The organism is Cellvibrio fontiphilus (genome assembly GCF_042646205.1).
Taxonomy (GTDB): domain Bacteria; phylum Pseudomonadota; class Gammaproteobacteria; order Pseudomonadales; family Cellvibrionaceae; genus Cellvibrio; species Cellvibrio fontiphilus_A.
Genome location: NZ_JBHRTF010000001.1, coordinates 344,301 through 364,228, shown reverse-complemented (window position 1 = coordinate 364,228; position 19,928 = coordinate 344,301). Strand labels below are relative to the sequence as shown.

Genomic DNA, 19,928 nt, shown 5'->3' with positions numbered 1-19,928 from the left:
TGGCAAAAGGGCAATGTAAAAGTTAGCGTTTATATCGACATTAGGTTTTATTAGGGGTGTATGTGAGCCAACCGACAGAAGAACAAATAATCGCCGCCCTTGAGAAATCGGGGTATCTTTTTGAACAAGATGTGGCAACGATCCTTGAGAATCTAGAATTTCATGTCGAAACAAACTATGCCTATACAGACTTGGATGAAGATAAATCAAGAGAAATAGACGTAAGAGCCATTAAACAGATTTATCGAGATGAAACTAAAAAGGTTCAAGTATTTATCGAACTGCTTGTTGAATGCAAAGACTTTGGCTCCCCATTGGTTTTTCTGGAGCGAGTCAAAAATGCTAGGGAAAAGAATAACCCACAACCACAAGAATATATATTTCCTAAAGCAAACTACAAAGAGCATATTGATGAAAAAAGCTATAGAGAAAAACATCCATTCCAACACTTTAATTTGAGCGAACATCATTATTATTTCAAGGAGGATAATAAGGCTACACAGTTTTCAAAAATATACAGGAAGAGCAGCGATTGGTTTGCCAATCATGAAGGCATTTATGACTCTCTAATTTTGCCGCAAGCTAAGCTCTTAGAGTACAGAAAAAAGGATGCGGTATCTTATTGTCGTGGTAATACATGGAAGGCAATTTGGCTGTTTTTCCCTATGGTTGTTTTAAGGGATCATTTATTTACATATGACCTATCGGGGCCAAAAAGGAAGCTAAAAGAAAAGTCCCGAGTAAGTTTCGTTCGGCAGCTAGATTCATCTAATTTAAAGGGGTCTTATCTAACTGATTTTGTGACTTACAACTATCTAACGGATTATGTATGCATTGATATTGCACGTTTTTCGAGCTCAATTTTAGAGCTATTAAACAATAATTTGGATGAGGTTGTTGGTGCTTAAATATAGATCTAAGAAACAGCCAAGGTCGCTTGAACCAATATTCGCTTCTGGCCATTATCCAAAGCATTGCTCTAAATCATCAAACATCAACAACTCTTTATTCGAGACTCCATGCAACTCATTGATATAGATAAGACGCGCTATCGCAAGCATTTAAAAATAGTTTTTATTGGCTGCGCCATTAGTTTAGCCGTGGGTAGTTTGGCTTTGTCGCAAACACTGATTGCTTTATTTCCCGATGAAAGTGGCAGTCATTTTCATTGGAACTTATTAGGTGTAGTCGTTAGTGCCGCTACTGTTGGCTGGCTACTCAATAAATATCGCCGGCACGACTTCATGCGTGAGGTTACTTACGTTTGGGAATTGAAGCAGCTGCTCAATAAAATCACCCGGAAAATGCCGAAGCTGGAAGCGGCAGCACGTGAGGGGAATAGAAATGCGATGTTGGCGATGCAATACAGTTATGCCGGTTCGCGTTTTGTGTGGCAGCTAGACGACAATACGCTCACGCTGGATGCATTGGCGATTAAGCAACATGAGCTTGATCACCTTGCAGAAAAATTCAACCTAACCTTATCAGTAACTGATTTTGACGAGCAAATGTTAGCGGCGTTTTAATTATACCTGCTGCAAACTTCCTTTTTTTGTTGGAAGAAAAATTTCGGCGGCTTGCTTCGCGAAGCCGCCCTACTTCAACTTAATGCGTAATTAATTATTCAAGGAAAACAATGAAACGTTTATTGCCCATTTTATTACTTAGCCTAACGCCATACCTCAGCCATGCGCAGGATGATTTACCTATGGTGGTGCAATTTAAGTTTGCTCCCTGGGGGACGATAATTGCGGATGAGGATGAGTTTGAATATGGCGAGTATGACAAATACGAAATGGATTTTGAGCGCAGTTTGGGCGTTAAGCTGATATTACCGCGCATACCGGTTTACCTTGCTGCAAACCACAATGTGACCCAGCTAGAGCAAGACATACCGGATGTAAAAGTGGAAACCTATTCGGTAGGGTTTGGTGGCATTAATTATGACCCCTACGCCTACGATTCCGGGTTGTATTTGCTTGGCAGTGTGGGGGCAGGCATTGGTAAATTTAAATTCAAAGACCCGAATTTAAATGATTGGGAAGCCATGTTTGAAGCCAACGGCGAAGTAGGTTTGCGTATTCAGGAAAATTTTCTGCTTGGTGTAGGTGTGGATTACCAGTTATTTGGTGAACCGGGAGATACCAAGGCGCATTATTGGAATTTATATGTGAGTACGGGAATTACGTTTTAATTCTGCAGAGGCAAAAAAAGGCGCAAAAATTGCGCCTTTTTCTTAATAGAATTTACTACACAATCGCATATTGAATATCAAACGTTGTTGCTTTGGCGATAGGCTGCAGGGTTTTGTCTTTTCTTTTTAACTCCACCAAGCCGTAGCGCTCTAATGTTTTTAAGGTGCGACTCAGGTTACTAGGCTGGCGCCCGCTGAGTAACGCAAGGTCATTTAGGGTTTCGGGGTTATGCTGCTCCATCAACTTTAACAACCGCACATTATTTTCACTTAACACTTGGCTTAAAGATTTTAACGAGCTAAACCAAATTTTCGGCTCATTGCGCGCTGGCACTATTTTACCGGCGGCAATATCCAAGGTTCTGCGCTGAAACTGATCGCGGGGCATGATTCCAATTTTCAATTTACTCATTTTTCATCACCCTCCATTCGTTTATTCACTTCATTAAAAAAATCACTCAGCAGTTGCTGCGCACTTGAAAACTCATAGAGCACACCTGTATCGGTTGCTGTTCTATGTTTGTGGTCATATGCCACAACCCTGCTCCTTACTTATCAGCAGATGATAACCAACAAGAATCACCTTGGCAAACCTATAACCTTATGCGGAAAACTAAAAACCCCCAGCTTGTGGCCGAGGGTTTAGGGAAGACCCGGAGGGATAACACCGGGTTTTATTTTTTGGGCTAGGTTTTATTTTGGATCTAACCCCATTGCTCTTAATACTTTTACGAAGTTGTCTTTGCGGCCAGACAAGCCGTCCACAGCGCCGCTGATGGGGCAGGTTTTGTCGGGGCAGCCGCGGTTGACTATGCCGGACACGTCATCAATAAATTTAGAGCCGACCATACCGCCATCCACATAGGCTTTTAATTGCTCGTAGTAATTCCAGGATGCGTAAGCGCCGCCAACATCGTTGTAGCCTTGCACTTCGTTCATCCAGAAGAACAGGCCGGCGATCCATTTAATTTCACCGTGTTGCTGGGTGCTGCACACCAGTTGCGGGTTGGAGCACAAATCCAAATCGGCGTAGAGCGGTTGGGCTGGCGGTGCGGCAACGGCAACACCATCAACGACTTTGCCAACATTTTCCGGATCAACATGACTGCGACCGAGGAAGTGGTTGAGCTTGCCGAAGTTCAAGCGACCGGTAGTTTGAATCACACCGCGCCCCCACCAGCCGCAACCTTCCACCGATTTTTGCGCGCTGCCGTCCCATACAAATTTACCGGCGGATTGCCCTTCATATACCTTACAGGTTGGGCGCAAGTAGGCTTGTTTAGCCAGGTCCACCGGGTCGGAGGTTTGCTGACACCACTCGCTGTAATCCCAGCGGCCTACCGAACCATTTTTTAACAAACCGGCTTTGGCGAGCACTGAATCCGGTGCGGTAAACAATGGGCCGGGCGCACCGTACCAACGCGCGTGAGTGTTGGCGGTAAGTTCCATTTTGGGGTTGCGTGGGCAAGAGTATGGGTTGTCGCGACCGGTGATAGGATCTTGCCCGTAGGAAGCGTAATCCTGTTGCAACTGACCACAGGAAGCCGACATGGGGTAGTTCACCGGATCACCGGTATTGATCGACCAGTTGTTTTCATCGCAAGCATCGTACTGAATAGTTTCTTTCATACTTTGTGCGAGGAATGCAGCAATCGCGACCTTGGCGTATTTGATGTTTTGCTCATCCGATGCGTTAGGGTCAATCAACCAATACTTCACATTTTCCACACCCACGTTGTGCATGGCGTTGAGTGCTTGCAGGAAATCGCCCCACTTATAAATGCTGGATGGCACCCAGGCATTAGACGGTGTTTGATACAAGAACACGTTGTTGTTCATGTGGCTTTCTACCGCGAGCAAATCATTATTTAATTGCGGAATGCTGGTTAATTGCGACAGGGATGCCGCTTGGCCAGCAAAATACAACGGCAGCGCACCGGCATTTTTGTAGGCGATAATTTTATTTTTGAGCCAGCTATTGTCGTCACCGTTATTGGCCATAGGCACAACACCCGTGCCGGCATTGCTGCCCCACAAAATTGCAAACACGTTGCTGTAGGCCGCGCGGCGTAATTGTGCGATACCCCAATCGTGATCGGGTGTTTGTTGCAACAAATTGCGCACGCTGGTGGCACCGCCGTACACCGAACCATTCAAGGCAATATTCAATACTTCACTGCGAATATTGTTGATGGATTTACCGATGGTTTTATCGCCCATGAAATAACTGCCTGCGCTACCTGCATCGCTCAACAGATCATAACTGCCGGTGCTTTCACCAACGCTGGGCATATGGCCGCCGGGAATTTGCCAGAGCATGGCCGGGGTAGAAAGCGAATCAGTTACCTGACGCACATAGTTCAAATAGTTTTCCCAGGCTTTGGCATCAAACGCGAAATTGCTGCGCGCAGCAGGCGAGAAACTGTCGTCAGCGGATTTATCAAAGGCGAGGAAATCCGGGCGATAGTTATTAGTCGTATAAGCACCAATGCTGTTGAGGAAATTGGCGGTGCTAAATGAAGCGGTATCCCACACATCTTGCAAGCCAGCAAAATTGCTGTGCACCCAATTTAGGTTACCGGGATTGGCAACACCGGCGACCCAACCAAAACTCGCATCGGGACTCAGGCGTTTCACCAGCAAATTGTGCGCTTGCACCCAGCCGGTAATGTTGTTTTGCAGTGCAGAATCCACTTCGGTTTTAAGCGCGTTCAAATTATAAATCGCCGCGAGTGATTGACTGCCAAGCAAATAATTGGCTTCGTTATCCAGCGCGGTTTTTACCGCTTGTTTAACATCAATCGCCACCCAGGCACCGCTGCTACCAAACGCAGTTTTAAAACTGCCGTTGAGGTTGGCTTGCCATTGCGCCAGCAACCCGCTGTTTAATACCAGCGTGCCGCTGCTCACACGCGCTGCATCTTTATTAGTCTGTAAGGTTGCGGCGACGCGAATCAAATTTTGGAAATGTTTTACTGCATTGGCGTTATCCAAAATATCGTCCGCACCGATTCCCGTTGCATCGGCCGTGGCCACACCAATCACCGGCAATACCGATGCATCGCTGGTTTGCTCAACCGCGCGTGCTTGCTGAATGGTTTGCAGCGTGGTGTTAGGTGTAATCACCTGCCCGCGATTACCGCGACCATCGCCTTCGGTCGCAAAAATAGAATCTATTTTTGCGCTGGCAAGCGCCGGGGTTTTGCTGCCGTTGTTATCGGTATAAGTACCCATCGCCAAAGTGCTTGGCCAACCTTTTACCCGCAGGCTCACCGGGTCAGCGCGATTAGGCACATTGCCCGTCACTTGTACACTCACACTGCTGCTGGCGACTGATTGCACGGAAGAGGAAGCAACAATCATCGCGCTGGATGAACTGCGGGAAGAACTGCTGGGCGATGTTAACGCTGAAGAACTTGGCGTACTGCTGGCCACTGAAATCGCACTGGATGAAACTGCGCTGCTGCTCACCGCTCCACTGCAGTTGCTCACAAACGTCCAGGAGCCATCGCTACCGGGAATGCTCTGCGTCCACCAGTTGGCGCGATAGGCCTTGCCCTGGTGCTGCATTTGATCGCCACCCGCCGCGTGGGATGGATTGCCCGCCCAATCTTTTTGCGTCCAATTCGGGTAGACATTAATGCCCGGGCAAGTGCCACTGACCGCACTGGAATTTACCGATGATGCTGCACTGGAAGGCGCGACGCTTGATGGTGCAACACTCGATAAAGAAACACTGGATAGCGAAACACTTGATAGAGAAACGCTGGATGGCGCTGCGCTTGAAGGTGCGCTGCTGGATGGCACCGAGCTGGCAATTATCACACTACTGGCAACAGAGCTTGACGTATTGGTCGCATCGCAGGCGCCTAAATCAGTCCAGGCATTGGCTGCCGCCCAACCCACACCCGGCTCGTAGGGGCCGCCCACACTACACCAGCCCGCCACATCGCAGCGGAAGGCTTTATTCACATTTTTTACCAAGGCACCCGCAGTGTAAGTGCCGGGCACATACTGGGTTAAGGGCGCACAGTTATAGGCCTGCGCATGGGCACTGGCCCACAGGCCTGCCGATGACAAAAGCATCAGCATGGATTTATTTTTCATTATTTTCCCCTTGATGGTTGATAGGTATTTTTTTCAGGCAAAAGGGTGCCAGCTCCCTTGAGGGAGATTTTTTACAACACACAGAAAAACGCACACAAACAAGAACCGCAGTGACACCAGCAGCACAACCTCTGGGCCTGCATTACGGAAGTGGGTTATAACAATACCGCAGCGGGCGTAATGAATAGTTTTTTAGGGCAACACAAAACCGTTTCGAGCGAGCAGCTCAAATTTATTATTCATCAGCGGACTATTCAGCGATTAACCCCTAATTCGTCAGATTTTTATTATTCCGTTGTGACTACAACTGTTACTGCAAATACAACTAAAAAACCTGCACTAACTATTTCCAACAAACGAGACAAACACCTGGGAACAGCACCCGAACGGGATGCCGGCAAGCCTAAACTTACGCCCAATGGACAACGTTGTCAACACATGTCAAAAAAAAGACCCCGCAGGGTCTTGTCCGATGGGCGGACTATACGCAATACAATAAATACTTTTCCCGCAAGCACGTCACTGCCAATCACTGAGCAGTGCTAGGCCGATTTTTGCTCCTGGCTTTGCGCAACAGCAACCGGTAAAAACCAGGTGTCGGCAATACTGAAATGCAAGTTACCTATGGCGAGTTGCAATTCATCGATGTAATCGTGCAAACCGGATTGTAAGAGCTTGTCAAAATCGGCCTCATCCAACTTGTGTTGAATAGTCACAATAGAGGCAAGCACTTTTTCGCTATTGGGGAGCGCCCACAAACACTGCTCCAATTGTTTTAAACAGTGGGCAACGGCGCGCGGAAAATCCTCGTTTTGCAATAAAAACTTCACCACCGCATTGGCGTTTACACGGTCGCGTACTTGTTGGCGATACATTTGGTAGGCGCTGAGTGAGCGCAATACACTCATCCATAAAATGTTGTCGTAGGGTTCCAACACTTCGGTGCCACCAATAGACAAGTGCGGCAATAAATTCACCAAACCGGCATCCACAATACGCGTGGTCATATCGGCGCGCTCCAGGTTGCGGCCAATGCGAATTAAATCATAAGCGTTGTTGTGACTCATACAACCGGCAAGCAAACCGGTGAATTGCTGCACACTGCTAATCACATGCAACAAAATAATATTGCGGTCGCGGCGCGAGGTCACCTTGTCGGCGCGCTCGCGAATATAGTGATACAAATCATTAATGAGTTCCCATGCTTCCATGGGCATAATTTCGCGGGTAATGCGCGCATTTTCCCGCGCAAAGCTGAGCGAGTTAATTAGTGCAGCAGGATTTTTTTTGTCCGCGAGCATAAATTGCACCACGGTTTTTTCATCGGCGAGCTGGGTATCGCCGCGTTCAAAATAACTACCGGTGCCGCTGATATCAATTAACGACCCCCAACCCACACGCACACCGGAGGGTAAATCCAACAGCAAATTGGAATTCACATTCACCAGGCGCGCCGTATTTTCGCTGCGCTCCATGTAGCGGCCCAACCAATAAATACGCTCTGCAACACGTGACAACATGGTTTAGTCCTCCACCACAATCCAGGTATCTTTACTGCCGCCACCTTGCGATGAATTCACCACATAGGAACCCTTGCGCATGGCCACCCGCGTTAAACCACCGGGTGTGACATGGTGCTCTCGCCCTTGCAAAACAAAGGGGCGCAAATCGATATGGCGCGGCTCGGCATTGCCGTTAGTGAGAATGGGGGCGGTGGACAATGAAATTAATGGCTGCGCCATATAATTGCGCGGGTTGGCTTTGATGCGCTCGGCAAATTCCGCGAGTTCTTTTTTACTCGCTTGCGGGCCGATAATCATGCCGTAGCCACCGGATTCGTTAGCGGGCTTCACCACTAATTTATCCAAATTGGCGAGCACATAATCGCACTGTTTTTTATCCACACATAGATAACTGGGCACGTTGGATAAAATGGGCTCTTCACCCAAATAATATTTAATCATCTCCGGCACAAAGGTGTAGATGACTTTGTCATCTGCCACGCCGGCACCTGGTGCATTGGCCAGTGCGACATTGCCTTTTAACCAGGCGCGCATTAAACCGCGCACGCCTAATACCGAATCGGGGTTGAACATCTCCGGGTCTAAAAATAAATCGTCAATGCGGCGATAAATCACATCCACCCGTTTTAAGCCGTCGATGCTGCGCATATACACACAGTCGTCACTGTCCACCACCAAATCGCTGCCCTCCACCAACTCCACACCCATTTGTTGCGCGAGATAGGAGTGCTCAAAATAGGCGGAGTTATAAATGCCCGGTGTCAGCACCACAATTTCCGGGCGCTCGGATTGCCGTGGTGATAGCGATGCGAGTGTGTCGAATAATTGATTGGGGTATTCGGTGACCGGCACAATATTGTGGTTTTCAAACAGTTCGGGAAAAACCCGTTTGGTCACCTTGCGATTCTCCAACATATAGGAAACGCCCGAGGGCACACGCAGGTTGTCCTCCAGCACTAAAAACTCACCTTTGTCATCGCGAATTAAATCGCTGCCGCAAATATGCGACCAGACACCATAGGCGGGTTTCATGCCGATACATTCTTTGCGGAAATTGACCGAATCTTCAAACAGGTAAGCAGGCACTACACGATCTTTAATAATTTTTTGATCGTTATAAATATCGTTGATAAAACAATTCAGTGCGGTTAAACGCTGGATTAATCCGCGCTCGGTTTTTTGCCATTCACGTTGCGGAATAATGCGCGGGATAATATCGAAGGGCCATTCGCGGTCGATGTTGCCGGCATCGCTGTAAACCGTGAACGAAATGCCCATGGTTTTAATGGCGAGTTCAGCGGAGAGTTTGCGCTCTTGCAACTCGGCGCCGCTAAGCGAGGCGAGATACTGCGCGAGGTGTCGGGTTTCCGGGCGAGCCTCACCGGGGGCGCGAATCAATTCGTCATAGAAATGGCCAGAGTGGTAATCCTGCCAATCTATTTTCATTTCACTCATAGTGACTTCCTTCAACATCGCGGCCTCGCTCTGCATGCGTTTTTGTTATTGCGCCCGCCGAAGCCTCCTCCCTGTGTCCATTTCTCCTTTCCCCGGAGAATTTCAGCAGGCTACATGCTGCTGTTGCAATAAAGCTGCCAACCCACAGGCCGCGCCACCAAAGTAACGGCTAAAGCGGTTTAATACGAAACCAACCCGCAATACTCTGGCGCCGCACCTTGGCGGGCAGCACTTCGTGAGGGAAATCCTCACTTAAAAACAACACCAGCCTGCCATATTCTGGTGCAACGCGAAACAATTCCAAATCGCCTGCCTCATCGTAGAGCACCAACTCACCACCATTATGCTTGTCCCAGTCCGGGTTTAAATACAACACGCTGGATAACTTGCGCCCCGGTTTGCCGCGAAAAGCATCGCGGTGTTTTTGATAAAAGGCGCCCGGTTCATACACGGCGTAGTGGCTTTCGTAATCAAACAGCCCCAAGTACAACCGCTGGTTCATGGCTTCACGCAGTTTATCCATAACAGATAAAAATTCCGTGACAGCGGGATCGCCCGGTTCCAACCACTGGATACTGTCGCCGCGAATCTGCTCATTGCGCTGGTAATCGCCCTGCCTACCCACGCCGGCCGGATTCAATGAAGCCTGTTGCTGTTGCAAATTCGCCAGCAAACCATCCAGCAGCGGTTGGGGCAGCGGTTTATCCAACACCAGGTAACCGGTATCCGCCAAGGCATCGGCGATCTGATCAAAGAGTTGTTCGCTGAAAAAGGTGGTATCAAAAAGGGAAGCAGGTTCAGTCATGGCTCTGGCAACTACAAAATGAGGTGATGCAACAATACGCTGGCGCGCGATTATTACGCGCGCAGGCATTATAGGCTTGATCCACATCAAGTCACTCCAAAGCGCAGGTTTTACCATGACCCATAAATTATTTGGAGAGCATTGCCATGTCACTTTTTACCCAGCCGCTGGATTGGGATCAGCAACTTTTGCAGCGTTATGATCTGGCCGGCCCGCGCTACACTTCCTACCCCACTGCGCCACAATTTACCGAAGCCTTTAGCGAAACCGCACTGCGCAATGCCATTACCCGCAGTAACCACGCCGGGCGCCCGCTGTCGCTGTATTTCCACATCCCCTTTTGCGAGAGCCTGTGTTACTACTGCGGCTGCAATAAAATTGTGACCAACAATAAAAGCCGCGCCCTACCTTACCTGCAGCGCATGATCCAGGAATTGGCGCTTTACGCGGATTTATTTGATACCCAAAAACTCGTCAAACAATTGCATTGGGGCGGCGGCACACCCACTTACATTAGCGATGAGGAAATGTCATTACTGATGAAAGCAACACGCCGCTTGTTCCGTTTGGCGGATGAAAACCAGGGCGAATTTTCCGTAGAGATTCACCCAGGTCGCGTGAGCGCAAGTACCATGAAACATTTGCGCAATTTGGGGTTTAATCGCGTGAGCATGGGCGTGCAGGATTTTGATGAGCGTGTGCAGCAGGCAGTGAATCGCTACAACACTTTAGCGCAGGTACGCGACTTGACCCGCGAGTTGCGCGCACAGGATTATCAATCCATTAGTATGGATTTAATTTACGGTTTGCCACTGCAAACACTCAATAGTTTGCGCGACACCTTAGAGAAAGTGATCGATTTAAATCCGGATCGTTTATCCATTTTTAATTACGCCCACATGCCGCATTTATTCAAGAGCCAGCAATTAATTAACGAGCAGGATTTACCCTCGCCGGCAGCAAAATTGGACATGCTACACTTTGCCATTCACACCCTGGAGCAAGCGGGCTACCGCTATATTGGCATGGATCATTTTGCCAAGCCGGAGGATGATTTGGCGCGCGCACAAGACGCCAAAAAATTGCAGCGCAACTTTCAGGGCTACTCTACCCACGGCGATTGCGATTTGCTGGCACTGGGCGTTTCCTCCATCAGTATGATCGACAACGTGTATGTGCAAAACGCCAAGGAACTCAACGCCTATCAACAAAAGATGGATATGGGATTATTGCCAATCCACAAAGGTTTTACCTTGAATGACGAAGACAAACTGCGCCGTTTCATAATCAACCGCCTGATTTGTCACTGCGAATTGGATTTCGCTGAAGTCACGCAATTATTTGACATAGAGCCGGAGAGTTATTTCGCTCGCGAACTCGCGCAACTCGCACCTATGGAGGAAGACGGCTTGCTTGGCATTGATAAAGAAGGAATTAAGGTGCACAACAAAGGCCGCCTGCTTATCCGCCGTGTGTGCATGGTGTTTGACGAATACTTACAAAAAGCCAGGCAGGATTCACAACAGATTCGTTACTCAAAAATTATTTAACACATTGAAAATTTTTTTGGCAGATTGCAATAAAAAAGCCCGGCAGGAAAACCTACCGGGCGCAAAAGGCAGACGAGTCTGCCACGACAAGCTGGACGAGCAAAAAAAACAAGCGGACAAACAACAAGCAATCGAACAACTAAAAAACATTACATAAAAAAATCAATAAACCGCTAACAAATAAAACTCATCACCCGCGCTGCAATTCCTGCTGCGCCAGTGCAATTGCCCCCACAATACCGGCTTGGCCGGCAAGCCCGGTGGGAACAATAAACTGATCCACCCGCGCGAGAATTGATTCAGGCGCATAGCCGTTAATCAATTGCAGAAATTTGTTGCGAATTAATGGGAAGAGCAATTTTTTATCCATCACGCCACCACCCAAAATAATTTTTTGCGGAGCAAAACACTGGGTTAAGTTCACGCACATAGTTGCCAGGTAATGCGCCTCGTAATCCCAAGCAGCGTGGTCATCGGGCAAGTCTTTGCCGTTAATACCCCAGCGTTTATTAATCGCCGTGCCGGAGGCCAAACCTTCCAGGCAGCCGGTGTGAAACGGACAGCAGCCTTGGTAATCGTCTTGCAGTGAAGCGCGCGGCATAAGCATGTGCCCCACTTCCGGATGAGTGACGCCCTGCAGCAACTTGCCATTCACCACTATGCCGGCACCTATGCCAGTCCCCACAGTGACGTAAATAAAATTGCTGCAGTCGCGCGCGGCACCGGCCACTAACTCGCCCCAAGCCGCGCCGTTCACATCGGTTTCAAAAGCGATGGGCACGCCGAACGCGGCGCGGAAATAGCCACAGACATCCGTATTCGACCAACCCGCCTTGGGCGTTTTGGTGATAAAGCCGTATTGGGGCGCACTGCGGTTTAACTCAACCGGCCCAAAACTCGCTATGCCGATGGCCGCCAGTGTTGCTTGGTGCGCCTGCAGGTTAGCGGTAAAAAAATCGCGCACGGCCGCCAGGGTCACTTCCGGCGTGAGGGTTGGGAAGGCGGCTTGCGCCAACACCTTGCCCTGAGCATCCGCCAACGCACAATTAAATTTGGTTCCACCGGCTTCAATAGCACCAATCAAACCTGCATCAACTGCTTGAACCTCTCGCGACATATCTGTTCCTGTGGATTCCCGTGTCATTCGACTTGCATTCTCAATGCAACTTATTAAAGCACTGTGATTTAATAAAAACAAGTTGCAGGCTCAGCTTTTTGCTGGGAAAAGTTAAAAAGCATCTGCAATAAAAAATGCCCGCCAGCGAGACGCCAAGCGGGCATTGAGGAAGACTCCAGGATTGGAATGAAAGCCGATTAATCGTGCAACGATAATATGCCGTCCGCGCCTACCAGAACTTTAATCGGGTCAATGATATTGCCGATAAACTGGCCATTGGCATCGTTGCCCATAAATGCCATCAAGTACCAATCGCCATCCGGCCCGTTAATCAACCGGCCGGAATAGAGGCCATCCTGTTTTGGCCCGGTGAGGAAGCCATTGCCCAGGGTGGTGTAATGCCCCAGCAGTGAGTCGGCGACAAAATACTTCACCCCGGTTTGCGGCTCGCAGCCAGGTTCAGCCTTGTGGCTGGCGGAGTGGAAACGGGTGGATACCGAGCAAAACAAGTAGTAGCGGCCGCCAATTTGTTCAATTTGCGGCACTTCCATTTCACCAAACCAACCGGGGGCGAGGAAGGCATCGCCCACTGTCCAGTCCAGCAAATTGGTGGATGAGGCATAACCTATGGCGCCGCGGCCATCCGGCTCGCCACGGTTGACACGACAGGTCACCAGCATGTGGTAAAGATCCTGTTGCGGGTCTTTAAATACCCAAGGGTCGCGCCAGGAGGCATCGTGCCAGTACTCCAATTTCAAACCGTCATACCAGCGCTCATCCAGCTCGACCACCGGGTTTTGTTCGTGTTTGGCCCAGTGAATCAAATCAGGGGATTTAGCCAGACACACCCGCTGCACCAGGCCTTTTTCCGCGCGTTTGGTGCCGGTGTAATACATTAACCATTCATTGCCCGACTTGATGACACAGCCGGTCCAGGTGGTGAAAGAATCTGGCGCCGTATCGTCGCCTTGGGTGGGTGCTATGGCATCGGGCAGGACTGTCCAATCGCGCAGGTTGGGCGAAACCGCATGGCCTACGGACACGTTCCAATGGCGCAAATCCGGATTTTGCAATGCCTTATCGGCCTGCAAATAAAACATATGGTAGTCGGTGCCATCGACTGCAAACCAGAAATCCCACACCCACTTATCTTTCAGCTGCAACACAGTCATTCCCCTTAAACGACAATAAAAATTCAGGTCACAGCCGGGAGCAGGGTGATTTACCGCTGCTCGCCACCGCCCTGGTTGGTTAACATCACCGTGGTGTCCGGTGAAAAATTGGCATAAAACGGCAGTATGGCGCCGCCAATCGCACGGGCGTCCACGCCGATAATCCCACAAAAAACATCGGGCAAATAAACCCCCGCCGGGGTCAGCTCGGCCATCATCACCCGCAGGCGCTCAACCAGTTTTAGCACTATGACGCGCGGCAGGTTGCCATCCAGCACTATGGCCTCAAAATCCAGTACACCGGTGGCTGAGAAAATCGCAAAGGTCAGCGCCTGGGCGCAGTCTTCAATCCACTCATCCACAGCGGCCTGGGCCGCCGGCAACACATTGGGCAGTTCGGAGATGTTGTTAATGGCAAAACCGCGCGCCTTCAGGTGCCGGCGCAATACATAAATGGACGCGCGATTCGCCAATACCTCAAATGGCCCCTTGGCTGGCGGGCAGGAATCCAGTGTGGAGGGTGATACCGGCATAGAGGCCAAGGCCCCGGAATTGCCATGTACACCGCTCTCCAAATTGCCTTGCAACACCACGCCGCCGCCGACGAAGGTGCCGATAAATACATACAAAAAGTTTTTAACCTGATTACCTAAACCGAACTGTAATTCGGCGATAGCGGCAGCCGAGCAATCATTTTCAATAAAAATCGGCAAGCTAATCCGGGTCGCCAATGCCTGATCAAACTTGAGTGAATTCCAGCGCGCCGCCAAGGCATCGCTCATATTCAGCTCCTGCTGCCAACCGCCCATAAACCAGGGCATCGCCAGCCCCACACCCACCAATCGCGCCTGTTCTGCGGGGCTTAGCAGCGCCTGCAACTGCATCACTGCCTCAGCCACTTTATCGAGCAGAAAATCCGGGTCTGGCAGGCTGAACTCGTGGGCAATCTTGCTAATAACATTGCCGCCAAAGTCCATCAGCAATATCTGGATATCGTTGCGGCCCGCATTCACACCAATGGAAAAAGCGCCCTTGGGGTCGATGCTGTACATGGTGGACGGCTGCCCCAAACCACGCTGCAACTTGCCGCGCTGGGCAACCAGGCCGGCAGCTTCAAGGTCGTCAATAATGCGAGTAACCGCTTGGGGAGTCAGGTTGGACAGCCGCGCCAGTTCAAATTTAGAAGCCATGCCCAAGCTGCGCAGGGCGCTAATCAGCACGCGCTCGTTGTAGCGGCGCAGCCCACTCGAATTACTACCCTTGCTCATAGCGACCCCTATTACCTTTAGAGAATATAAAAATTATTTCTTATGATGTAATCGAGTTGACTTAATTAAACCACTGTGAATAAATAAGTCAACCATTTTCCCAATCATACGCTTTTGGGTGCCTAACTCAAATGCTGTACTAGGATTAATCCAACAAGGCTTGTTGACAGGGACTATACCTACAAGAACAACGCCTGACAGGAATCGCGGCAAGCAAGACCCGCTCCTTCCCAGAGCCTAATAATTCACAATAAGTTATCTCTTTGCACAGGGCTTACCCATGACTTCTGCACACCAAGAGCACAATTTGGTTCTTATCCGCTGGCTCACCTTCCTGATGTTTACCATGTTCGCCATGACCACCGACGCCGTGGGAGTGATCATTCCAGAGATTATCAAGGAATTTGACCTCAACCTGACCCAGGCGAGCGCCTTCCATTACGCGCCCATGATTGCTATAGCGTTCAGCGGTATCGCGTTTGGTTTTCTGGCAGATCGCATCGGACGCAAATACACCATATTGATCGGGCTGGGGCTGTTTGCGGTTTCCTGTTTTTTATTTGCACTCGGCAGTTATTTTGAATTTTTTGTGGGTCTACTGCTGATATCCGGTTGTGCAATCGGCATTTTCAAAACTGGCGCGCTGGCGTTGATAGGCGATATATCCACATCCAGCCAAGAGCACACCCGCACCATGAATACGGTGGAAGGTTTTTTTGGTGTAGGTGCCATTATTGGCCCAGCAATTGTTGCCTACCTGTTAGCAGCCAAAGTGTCCTGGATTTATCTTTATGTTTTTGCCGGCTTTGTTTGTTTGGCACTTATCCTGATAGCGGCGCGCGTCAATTATCCCAAACATAAACCTGCCAGTGTGCAAGAAAAAATTGATGTGAAACGCACCCTCAAAATGATTGGCAACCCCTACGCGGCAGGCTTCTCCGGCGCCATTGCGCTCTATGTTGCGACTGAAGTGGCCATCTATGTATGGATGCCAACATTTTTAAAAGATTATTCCGGCAATGCGGTTTGGTTTGCGACCTACGCCCTCACGATATTTTTTGTATTGCGCGCCGGCGGCCGTTTTTTGGGCGCCTGGATTCTTACCAAATTCCGTTGGACATCGGTCATGGCGCTGTTTAGCAGCTGCATTTTCCTGTGCTTCTTGGGCAGTATGTTGGGTGGGGTAAATTACGCGGTCTATTTACTGCCCTTGTCGGGCTTATTTATGTCGATGATTTATCCAACACTAAACTCCAAAGGCATCAGCTGTTTTAATAAAAGTGAACACGGCACCGTCGCCGGCGTGATTTTATTTTTTACCGCTGTAGCCGCGGCGCTTGGCCCTTTGTTGATGGGTGCAGTGGGAGATTTATTTGGCCATGTGAAATACGGTTTTTACTTGGCAACCGGTTTTGCCGGGCTATTGTGTATTGCCATGATTTTCAACTGGATTAAAAACCCTGCCGATAAACACTTGGCACAATTGGAAAGCAGCCAATACGGTGGGCATTAATAATCACTCGTAGTATTTAGTCGCTCCGGCAATTTTTTTAAGGTGTAAATATCGTAGCGACTGGATTTTCCCTCCAACTGATAAGAAGGCGCCTGGTTATTTAACAACGGCGCCTTGCGCGGCCGCTTCACCACCACACGATAATTAGCATGGGCCAACGCCAGTGGCAGTAGCGCATCTGCATCCTCATCTTTTCCTACCAGCGAATGAAATGCTGCCATTTCTTTTTTTACATCCGCCGTTTTATTGCGTTCTGGGAACATAGGATCAAGATAAATAACATCGGGATAATTATCTGCAGTCAGGGATTGTAGATAGGCCAAACTATCTTGCTTCACCAATTGCATACGCGCCAGCACCGCGCCTAATTCTGCATCCTCCAAGGCAAAATCCCGGGCGCGCTCCAGTCCATTATTTAGCAGGCAGTGCACTATGGGTGAACGCTCAATCATCGTCACCGAACAACCCAGAGTTGCCAGCACAAAACTGTCTTTACCCAAGCCTGCCGTTGCATCTAATACCCTAGGGTAAACGCCCGCTTTTATACCCACCGCTTTGGCAATCATCTGCCCTTTGCCGCCACCAAATTTACGGCGATGATCAACCGCACCTTCGGTAAAATCCGCACGAATTGGCCCCGGCGCCTTGCGCCCGGTCTGTTGCAATTCAATGCCATGGGCTGCAATCACAACAACAAAATCCGCTTCATCAATCTCACTGACATCGCGCTCACGCAACAAGGGTAAGGAGAATTGCCCGGCAAATAATTCGGCCTGCGCCAAAATTTCAGGAGCATTACACAAGATCGCTATTTTGATAGACATAGGAGATGAAAACTTTTCAAGAAAATAATTGCGGCATTATCGGTACAGCGATCAACTGCCGCAATCATTTATTCAACCTTCTTATTTTTCTATATTAAAACGAACCCGATCCTTCACGTTGGGAGTTGCCACTGGAACTCCATCAACAACATTTGGTTTATAGCGCCATGCCTTCACTGCTTTAATTACACTGCGATTAAATACATTGGAGGGAACGGCCTCCATAATACGAATATTCTCCGTAGTGCCCAATGCAGTCACATCAAACATCACATCCACATACCCTTCAAGCCCACGCGTAACAGCGGCCTGGGGATATTGGGGAGCAATGCGAATAATAGGTACCATCTGCCCTGCAAATCCAAAACCTGGATCAACGGGTGGTTTTACCGCAACAGGCGGTTCACCAAAATTAAGCCCAGGGTTTATTTGCACTTCTACAGGCTCAGTAATATTAATAACAGGAGGTGGCACTTGCTCTACAGGGCGCACAGGCGGCTCATCGATGATTGTGGGAATATCACGAGGAATATCCAGTATCACTTCGGGTATCGGTGGTATGGGTTTGGGCAGCTGCAGCGGATACTCATTGTTAACCAAAGAATGCATCGCATACAAAAGACAAAAAGTAGCCAGCAGTGCCGCCGGAAAAATTTTTAGTATCCACATCAATAGTGAATTTGAAAAATCATGTGCATCAACAGAAACTGGAAAGCTATTCATAAATCTATCCTCAGGTTATTAAAGGCAAAGCAATGCCCTGCCAGCTATGGCATACAAAAAGTACAAATAGGGAGGCTTGAAAATTTATCGTCGTCGCGATGCTAAATCAGGATGATCCGCTGGCGAGTTTGAATTGTCCTGCACAAGAGTAAACCGAAATATTTCAGTTACACCGTGCACAACAATAGGTTGGCCATCAAACAACTGTGGCCTGTAATGGGATTTTTTTAATGCACTTAATACACTGCGATCAAAAATGGCTGAAGGTGAATGAGCAATAACACGCGGATTTACAATATAGCCATTTGAATCAATGGTAAATTCAACTTCTACCCAGCCTTCAATGCCTTTACTCAAGGCTTGTGCAGGATATTCAGGTGTCACCAGCTTTAACGGCAGATAACCCTCTATTTGTATCCGCGGAATCATCAAATCTTGAGCGCGACCAAATTCCACTTGAGTTAAGCCCTGCAATTCGAGTTTATCGGGACGTGGAGCCTCAACATGTAGATGCTCCAACTGCTCTATCGCAACCGGCGGCTCCACCAACACGGGTTTTAACGCTTGCATTAACTCCCAAGAAAACATTTCGCTGCGTATGCTGTTCTGCTGAACCGTGGAATGCTGCAACTCAGGAACCCGTATTCTCAATGACGCGCCTGTGAATCCTGTCATTTGTTCACGCAGTGGAGCCCACTGTACACAGGAGAAAAGGATCAACAATAAGCCGCCAACCAGAACCCAATATTGCGCCGACTCCGTTGCCAAAGGCTGATGTGGTCGCTGGTTATCAAGCACCGCTATAATGCGTTGATGTACCTCCGAATGACCGCGCATATACAGTGCGCTATCTTCCGTTTTAAGTTCGGTTGTTAATCGGGCAAAGGCGAGCAAATTCCTAGCGTAATTCAGATATTTATCGCGCAGCCTGTAAATATAATCATCAGCTGCAATTTCTGCCTGCAAGTACAATTGATGAGCAAGCCACCAAAGGGGCAATAAAAACCAGAAAATAGCACAGACAATTTTTACTATCATGCTAACCGGCCAATCGCAGCGCGCGATATGACCCAACTCATGCATAAGCACACTGATACGCTTATCCTCATCCCACAATAAAGCGGCACGAGGCAATAAGATAACGGGACGAAAAAATCCCCAAGTATGTGGCGATTTAATAGTGGGTGAGGTTAATAATCTAACCGGGCGGCGCACATCGATAAGTTCGCACAAAGCATTTTTTTGTGCGATTAGTTCCGGGGCGACAATTTCTTGAGCCGTTTTTTGTTGCAACCAAAGCCCAATAATACCCAACGCTAAATAAGCTAGCAGACTGGTAGCAGGCAACAAATATATCGCCGCCATCAATAACCATTGGTTAGTGGTTAACCCCCGCTCCAACCAAGCACCTAGCAGAGTTAAAAAATCCAACGGAAACCATTCGGAAAAAAATTCCAGTACGTTGAGTTGAATTGGTATTACTGGCGCAAAGGCTGCAATTACAGGCAGCATTAAAAGACCAACAAAACCGAGACTTAACACAAAATGTTGAAGTGCTGCGGACTTGTTGCGCACTAACAACCACAGCAACAATATCACGGCAATTAAAACCAAGGGTTTTATCACGCCTGTTATTAATAGCTCTGCGGTTGCCAAATTATCCATGGAACATCCCTT

Annotated in this window: 17 protein-coding genes; 5 read left to right on the top strand and 12 right to left on the bottom strand. The window is 48.7% G+C overall.

The genetic code is table 11. From position 1 onward, the window contains the following. Positions 1 to 62: 62 nt before the first annotated feature. From ACFODX_RS01600 to ACFODX_RS01590, 3 genes are all read left to right on the top strand, one after another. A complete protein-coding gene (locus ACFODX_RS01600; protein WP_378115379.1) occupies positions 63 to 908 on the top strand; it encodes a hypothetical protein in 846 nt (281 codons plus the stop codon). 111 nt (positions 909 to 1,019) lie between these two features. Further along, the gene (locus ACFODX_RS01595) at positions 1,020 to 1,526 is read left to right on the top strand and encodes a DUF3087 domain-containing protein (RefSeq protein WP_378115377.1); all 507 of its coding nucleotides are present in this window, start codon (positions 1,020 to 1,022) and stop codon (positions 1,524 to 1,526) included. A 110-nt stretch (positions 1,527 to 1,636) separates the two neighbouring features. Further along, complete coding sequence (locus tag ACFODX_RS01590) at positions 1,637 to 2,194, top strand: hypothetical protein (protein ID WP_378115375.1); 558 nt, start codon at positions 1,637 to 1,639, stop codon at positions 2,192 to 2,194. 55 nt (positions 2,195 to 2,249) lie between these two features. Here the strand turns inward: ACFODX_RS01590 and ACFODX_RS01585 are convergent, their stop codons facing one another. From ACFODX_RS01585 to ACFODX_RS01560, 6 genes are all read right to left on the bottom strand, one after another. Further along, positions 2,250 to 2,606, bottom strand: coding sequence for an HVO_A0114 family putative DNA-binding protein (locus ACFODX_RS01585; RefSeq protein WP_378115373.1), 357 nt, complete (start codon positions 2,604 to 2,606; stop codon positions 2,250 to 2,252). Continuing rightward, on the bottom strand, positions 2,603 to 2,731 hold the full coding sequence (locus ACFODX_RS01580) for a hypothetical protein (RefSeq protein WP_378115371.1): 129 nt from the start codon (positions 2,729 to 2,731) through the stop codon (positions 2,603 to 2,605). Before ACFODX_RS01580 ends, ACFODX_RS01585 begins: the two co-directional genes overlap by 4 nt. A gap of 156 nt (positions 2,732 to 2,887) precedes the next feature. Continuing rightward, positions 2,888 to 6,301 carry a cellulose-binding domain-containing protein gene (locus ACFODX_RS01575; RefSeq protein WP_378115369.1) on the bottom strand — a complete coding sequence of 1,138 codons (3,414 nt, stop codon included), beginning with the start codon at positions 6,299 to 6,301 and terminating at the stop codon, positions 2,888 to 2,890. A 542-nt stretch (positions 6,302 to 6,843) separates the two neighbouring features. Further along, positions 6,844 to 7,821, bottom strand: a complete 978-nt coding sequence (locus tag ACFODX_RS01570) for an alpha-E domain-containing protein (RefSeq protein ID WP_378115367.1) — start codon at positions 7,819 to 7,821, stop codon at positions 6,844 to 6,846. 3 nt (positions 7,822 to 7,824) lie between these two features. Further along, positions 7,825 to 9,270 carry a circularly permuted type 2 ATP-grasp protein gene (locus tag ACFODX_RS01565; protein ID WP_378115512.1) on the bottom strand — a complete coding sequence of 482 codons (1,446 nt, stop codon included), beginning with the start codon at positions 9,268 to 9,270 and terminating at the stop codon, positions 7,825 to 7,827. 178 nt (positions 9,271 to 9,448) lie between these two features. After that, positions 9,449 to 10,084 carry a 2OG-Fe(II) oxygenase gene (locus ACFODX_RS01560; RefSeq protein ID WP_378115365.1) on the bottom strand — a complete coding sequence of 212 codons (636 nt, stop codon included), beginning with the start codon at positions 10,082 to 10,084 and terminating at the stop codon, positions 9,449 to 9,451. Positions 10,085 to 10,230: 146 nt separating this feature from the next. Between ACFODX_RS01560 and hemN the strand changes: the two genes are divergently transcribed. Further along, positions 10,231 to 11,634, top strand: coding sequence for an oxygen-independent coproporphyrinogen III oxidase (gene hemN, locus ACFODX_RS01555; protein WP_378115363.1), 1,404 nt, complete (start codon positions 10,231 to 10,233; stop codon positions 11,632 to 11,634). Positions 11,635 to 11,824: 190 nt separating this feature from the next. Here hemN and ACFODX_RS01550 read toward each other — a convergent pair whose 3' ends face one another. From ACFODX_RS01550 to ACFODX_RS01540, 3 genes are all read right to left on the bottom strand, one after another. Then, a complete protein-coding gene (locus tag ACFODX_RS01550; RefSeq protein ID WP_378115361.1) occupies positions 11,825 to 12,751 on the bottom strand; it encodes an ROK family protein in 927 nt (308 codons plus the stop codon). 197 nt (positions 12,752 to 12,948) lie between these two features. Next, a complete protein-coding gene (locus ACFODX_RS01545; RefSeq protein WP_378115359.1) occupies positions 12,949 to 13,917 on the bottom strand; it encodes a hypothetical protein in 969 nt (322 codons plus the stop codon). Between the two features lie 56 nt (positions 13,918 to 13,973). Beyond that, positions 13,974 to 15,191 carry an ROK family transcriptional regulator gene (locus tag ACFODX_RS01540; RefSeq protein ID WP_378115357.1) on the bottom strand — a complete coding sequence of 406 codons (1,218 nt, stop codon included), beginning with the start codon at positions 15,189 to 15,191 and terminating at the stop codon, positions 13,974 to 13,976. A gap of 280 nt (positions 15,192 to 15,471) precedes the next feature. Between ACFODX_RS01540 and ACFODX_RS01535 the strand changes: the two genes are divergently transcribed. Beyond that, a complete protein-coding gene (locus ACFODX_RS01535) occupies positions 15,472 to 16,704 on the top strand; it encodes an MFS transporter (RefSeq protein WP_378115355.1) in 1,233 nt (410 codons plus the stop codon). Here ACFODX_RS01535 and ACFODX_RS01530 read toward each other — a convergent pair. The 3 genes from ACFODX_RS01530 to ACFODX_RS01520 all read right to left on the bottom strand — a co-directional run bounded on the left by ACFODX_RS01530 (position 16,701) and on the right by ACFODX_RS01520 (position 19,916). After that, positions 16,701 to 17,528: a class I SAM-dependent methyltransferase gene (locus tag ACFODX_RS01530; RefSeq protein ID WP_378115353.1), complete on the bottom strand. Its 828-nt coding sequence runs from the start codon at positions 17,526 to 17,528 to the stop codon at positions 16,701 to 16,703. The two genes, ACFODX_RS01535 and ACFODX_RS01530, sit on opposite strands and share 4 nt — an antisense overlap. Positions 17,529 to 17,609: 81 nt before the next feature. Further along, complete coding sequence (locus ACFODX_RS01525) at positions 17,610 to 18,251, bottom strand: energy transducer TonB (protein WP_378115351.1); 642 nt, start codon at positions 18,249 to 18,251, stop codon at positions 17,610 to 17,612. 84 nt (positions 18,252 to 18,335) lie between these two features. Then, positions 18,336 to 19,916, bottom strand: a complete 1,581-nt coding sequence (locus ACFODX_RS01520; RefSeq protein ID WP_378115349.1) for a TonB family protein — start codon at positions 19,914 to 19,916, stop codon at positions 18,336 to 18,338. Between the last annotated feature and the right edge of the window lie 12 nt (positions 19,917 to 19,928).

What these genes read in the sequence shown, in the direction of transcription:
- ACFODX_RS01595 (WP_378115377.1), top strand. Translation starts at nt 1,020, where the DNA reads ATGCAACTCATTGATATAGATAAGACGCGCTATCGCAAGCATTTAAAA.
- ACFODX_RS01590 (WP_378115375.1), top strand. Translation starts at nt 1,637, where the DNA reads ATGAAACGTTTATTGCCCATTTTATTACTTAGCCTAACGCCATACCTC.
- ACFODX_RS01585 (WP_378115373.1), bottom strand. Translation starts at nt 2,606, where the DNA reads ATGAGTAAATTGAAAATTGGAATCATGCCCCGCGATCAGTTTCAGCGC.
- ACFODX_RS01575 (WP_378115369.1), bottom strand. Translation starts at nt 6,301, where the DNA reads ATGAAAAATAAATCCATGCTGATGCTTTTGTCATCGGCAGGCCTGTGG.
- ACFODX_RS01570 (WP_378115367.1), bottom strand. Translation starts at nt 7,821, where the DNA reads ATGTTGTCACGTGTTGCAGAGCGTATTTATTGGTTGGGCCGCTACATG.
- ACFODX_RS01565 (WP_378115512.1), bottom strand. Translation starts at nt 9,270, where the DNA reads ATGAAAATAGATTGGCAGGATTACCACTCTGGCCATTTCTATGACGAA.
- ACFODX_RS01560 (WP_378115365.1), bottom strand. Translation starts at nt 10,084, where the DNA reads ATGACTGAACCTGCTTCCCTTTTTGATACCACCTTTTTCAGCGAACAA.
- hemN (WP_378115363.1), top strand. Translation starts at nt 10,231, where the DNA reads ATGTCACTTTTTACCCAGCCGCTGGATTGGGATCAGCAACTTTTGCAG.
- ACFODX_RS01550 (WP_378115361.1), bottom strand. Translation starts at nt 12,751, where the DNA reads ATGTCGCGAGAGGTTCAAGCAGTTGATGCAGGTTTGATTGGTGCTATT.
- ACFODX_RS01540 (WP_378115357.1), bottom strand. Translation starts at nt 15,191, where the DNA reads ATGAGCAAGGGTAGTAATTCGAGTGGGCTGCGCCGCTACAACGAGCGC.
- ACFODX_RS01535 (WP_378115355.1), top strand. Translation starts at nt 15,472, where the DNA reads ATGACTTCTGCACACCAAGAGCACAATTTGGTTCTTATCCGCTGGCTC.
- ACFODX_RS01530 (WP_378115353.1), bottom strand. Translation starts at nt 17,528, where the DNA reads ATGTCTATCAAAATAGCGATCTTGTGTAATGCTCCTGAAATTTTGGCG.
- ACFODX_RS01525 (WP_378115351.1), bottom strand. Translation starts at nt 18,251, where the DNA reads ATGAATAGCTTTCCAGTTTCTGTTGATGCACATGATTTTTCAAATTCA.
- ACFODX_RS01520 (WP_378115349.1), bottom strand. Translation starts at nt 19,916, where the DNA reads ATGGATAATTTGGCAACCGCAGAGCTATTAATAACAGGCGTGATAAAA.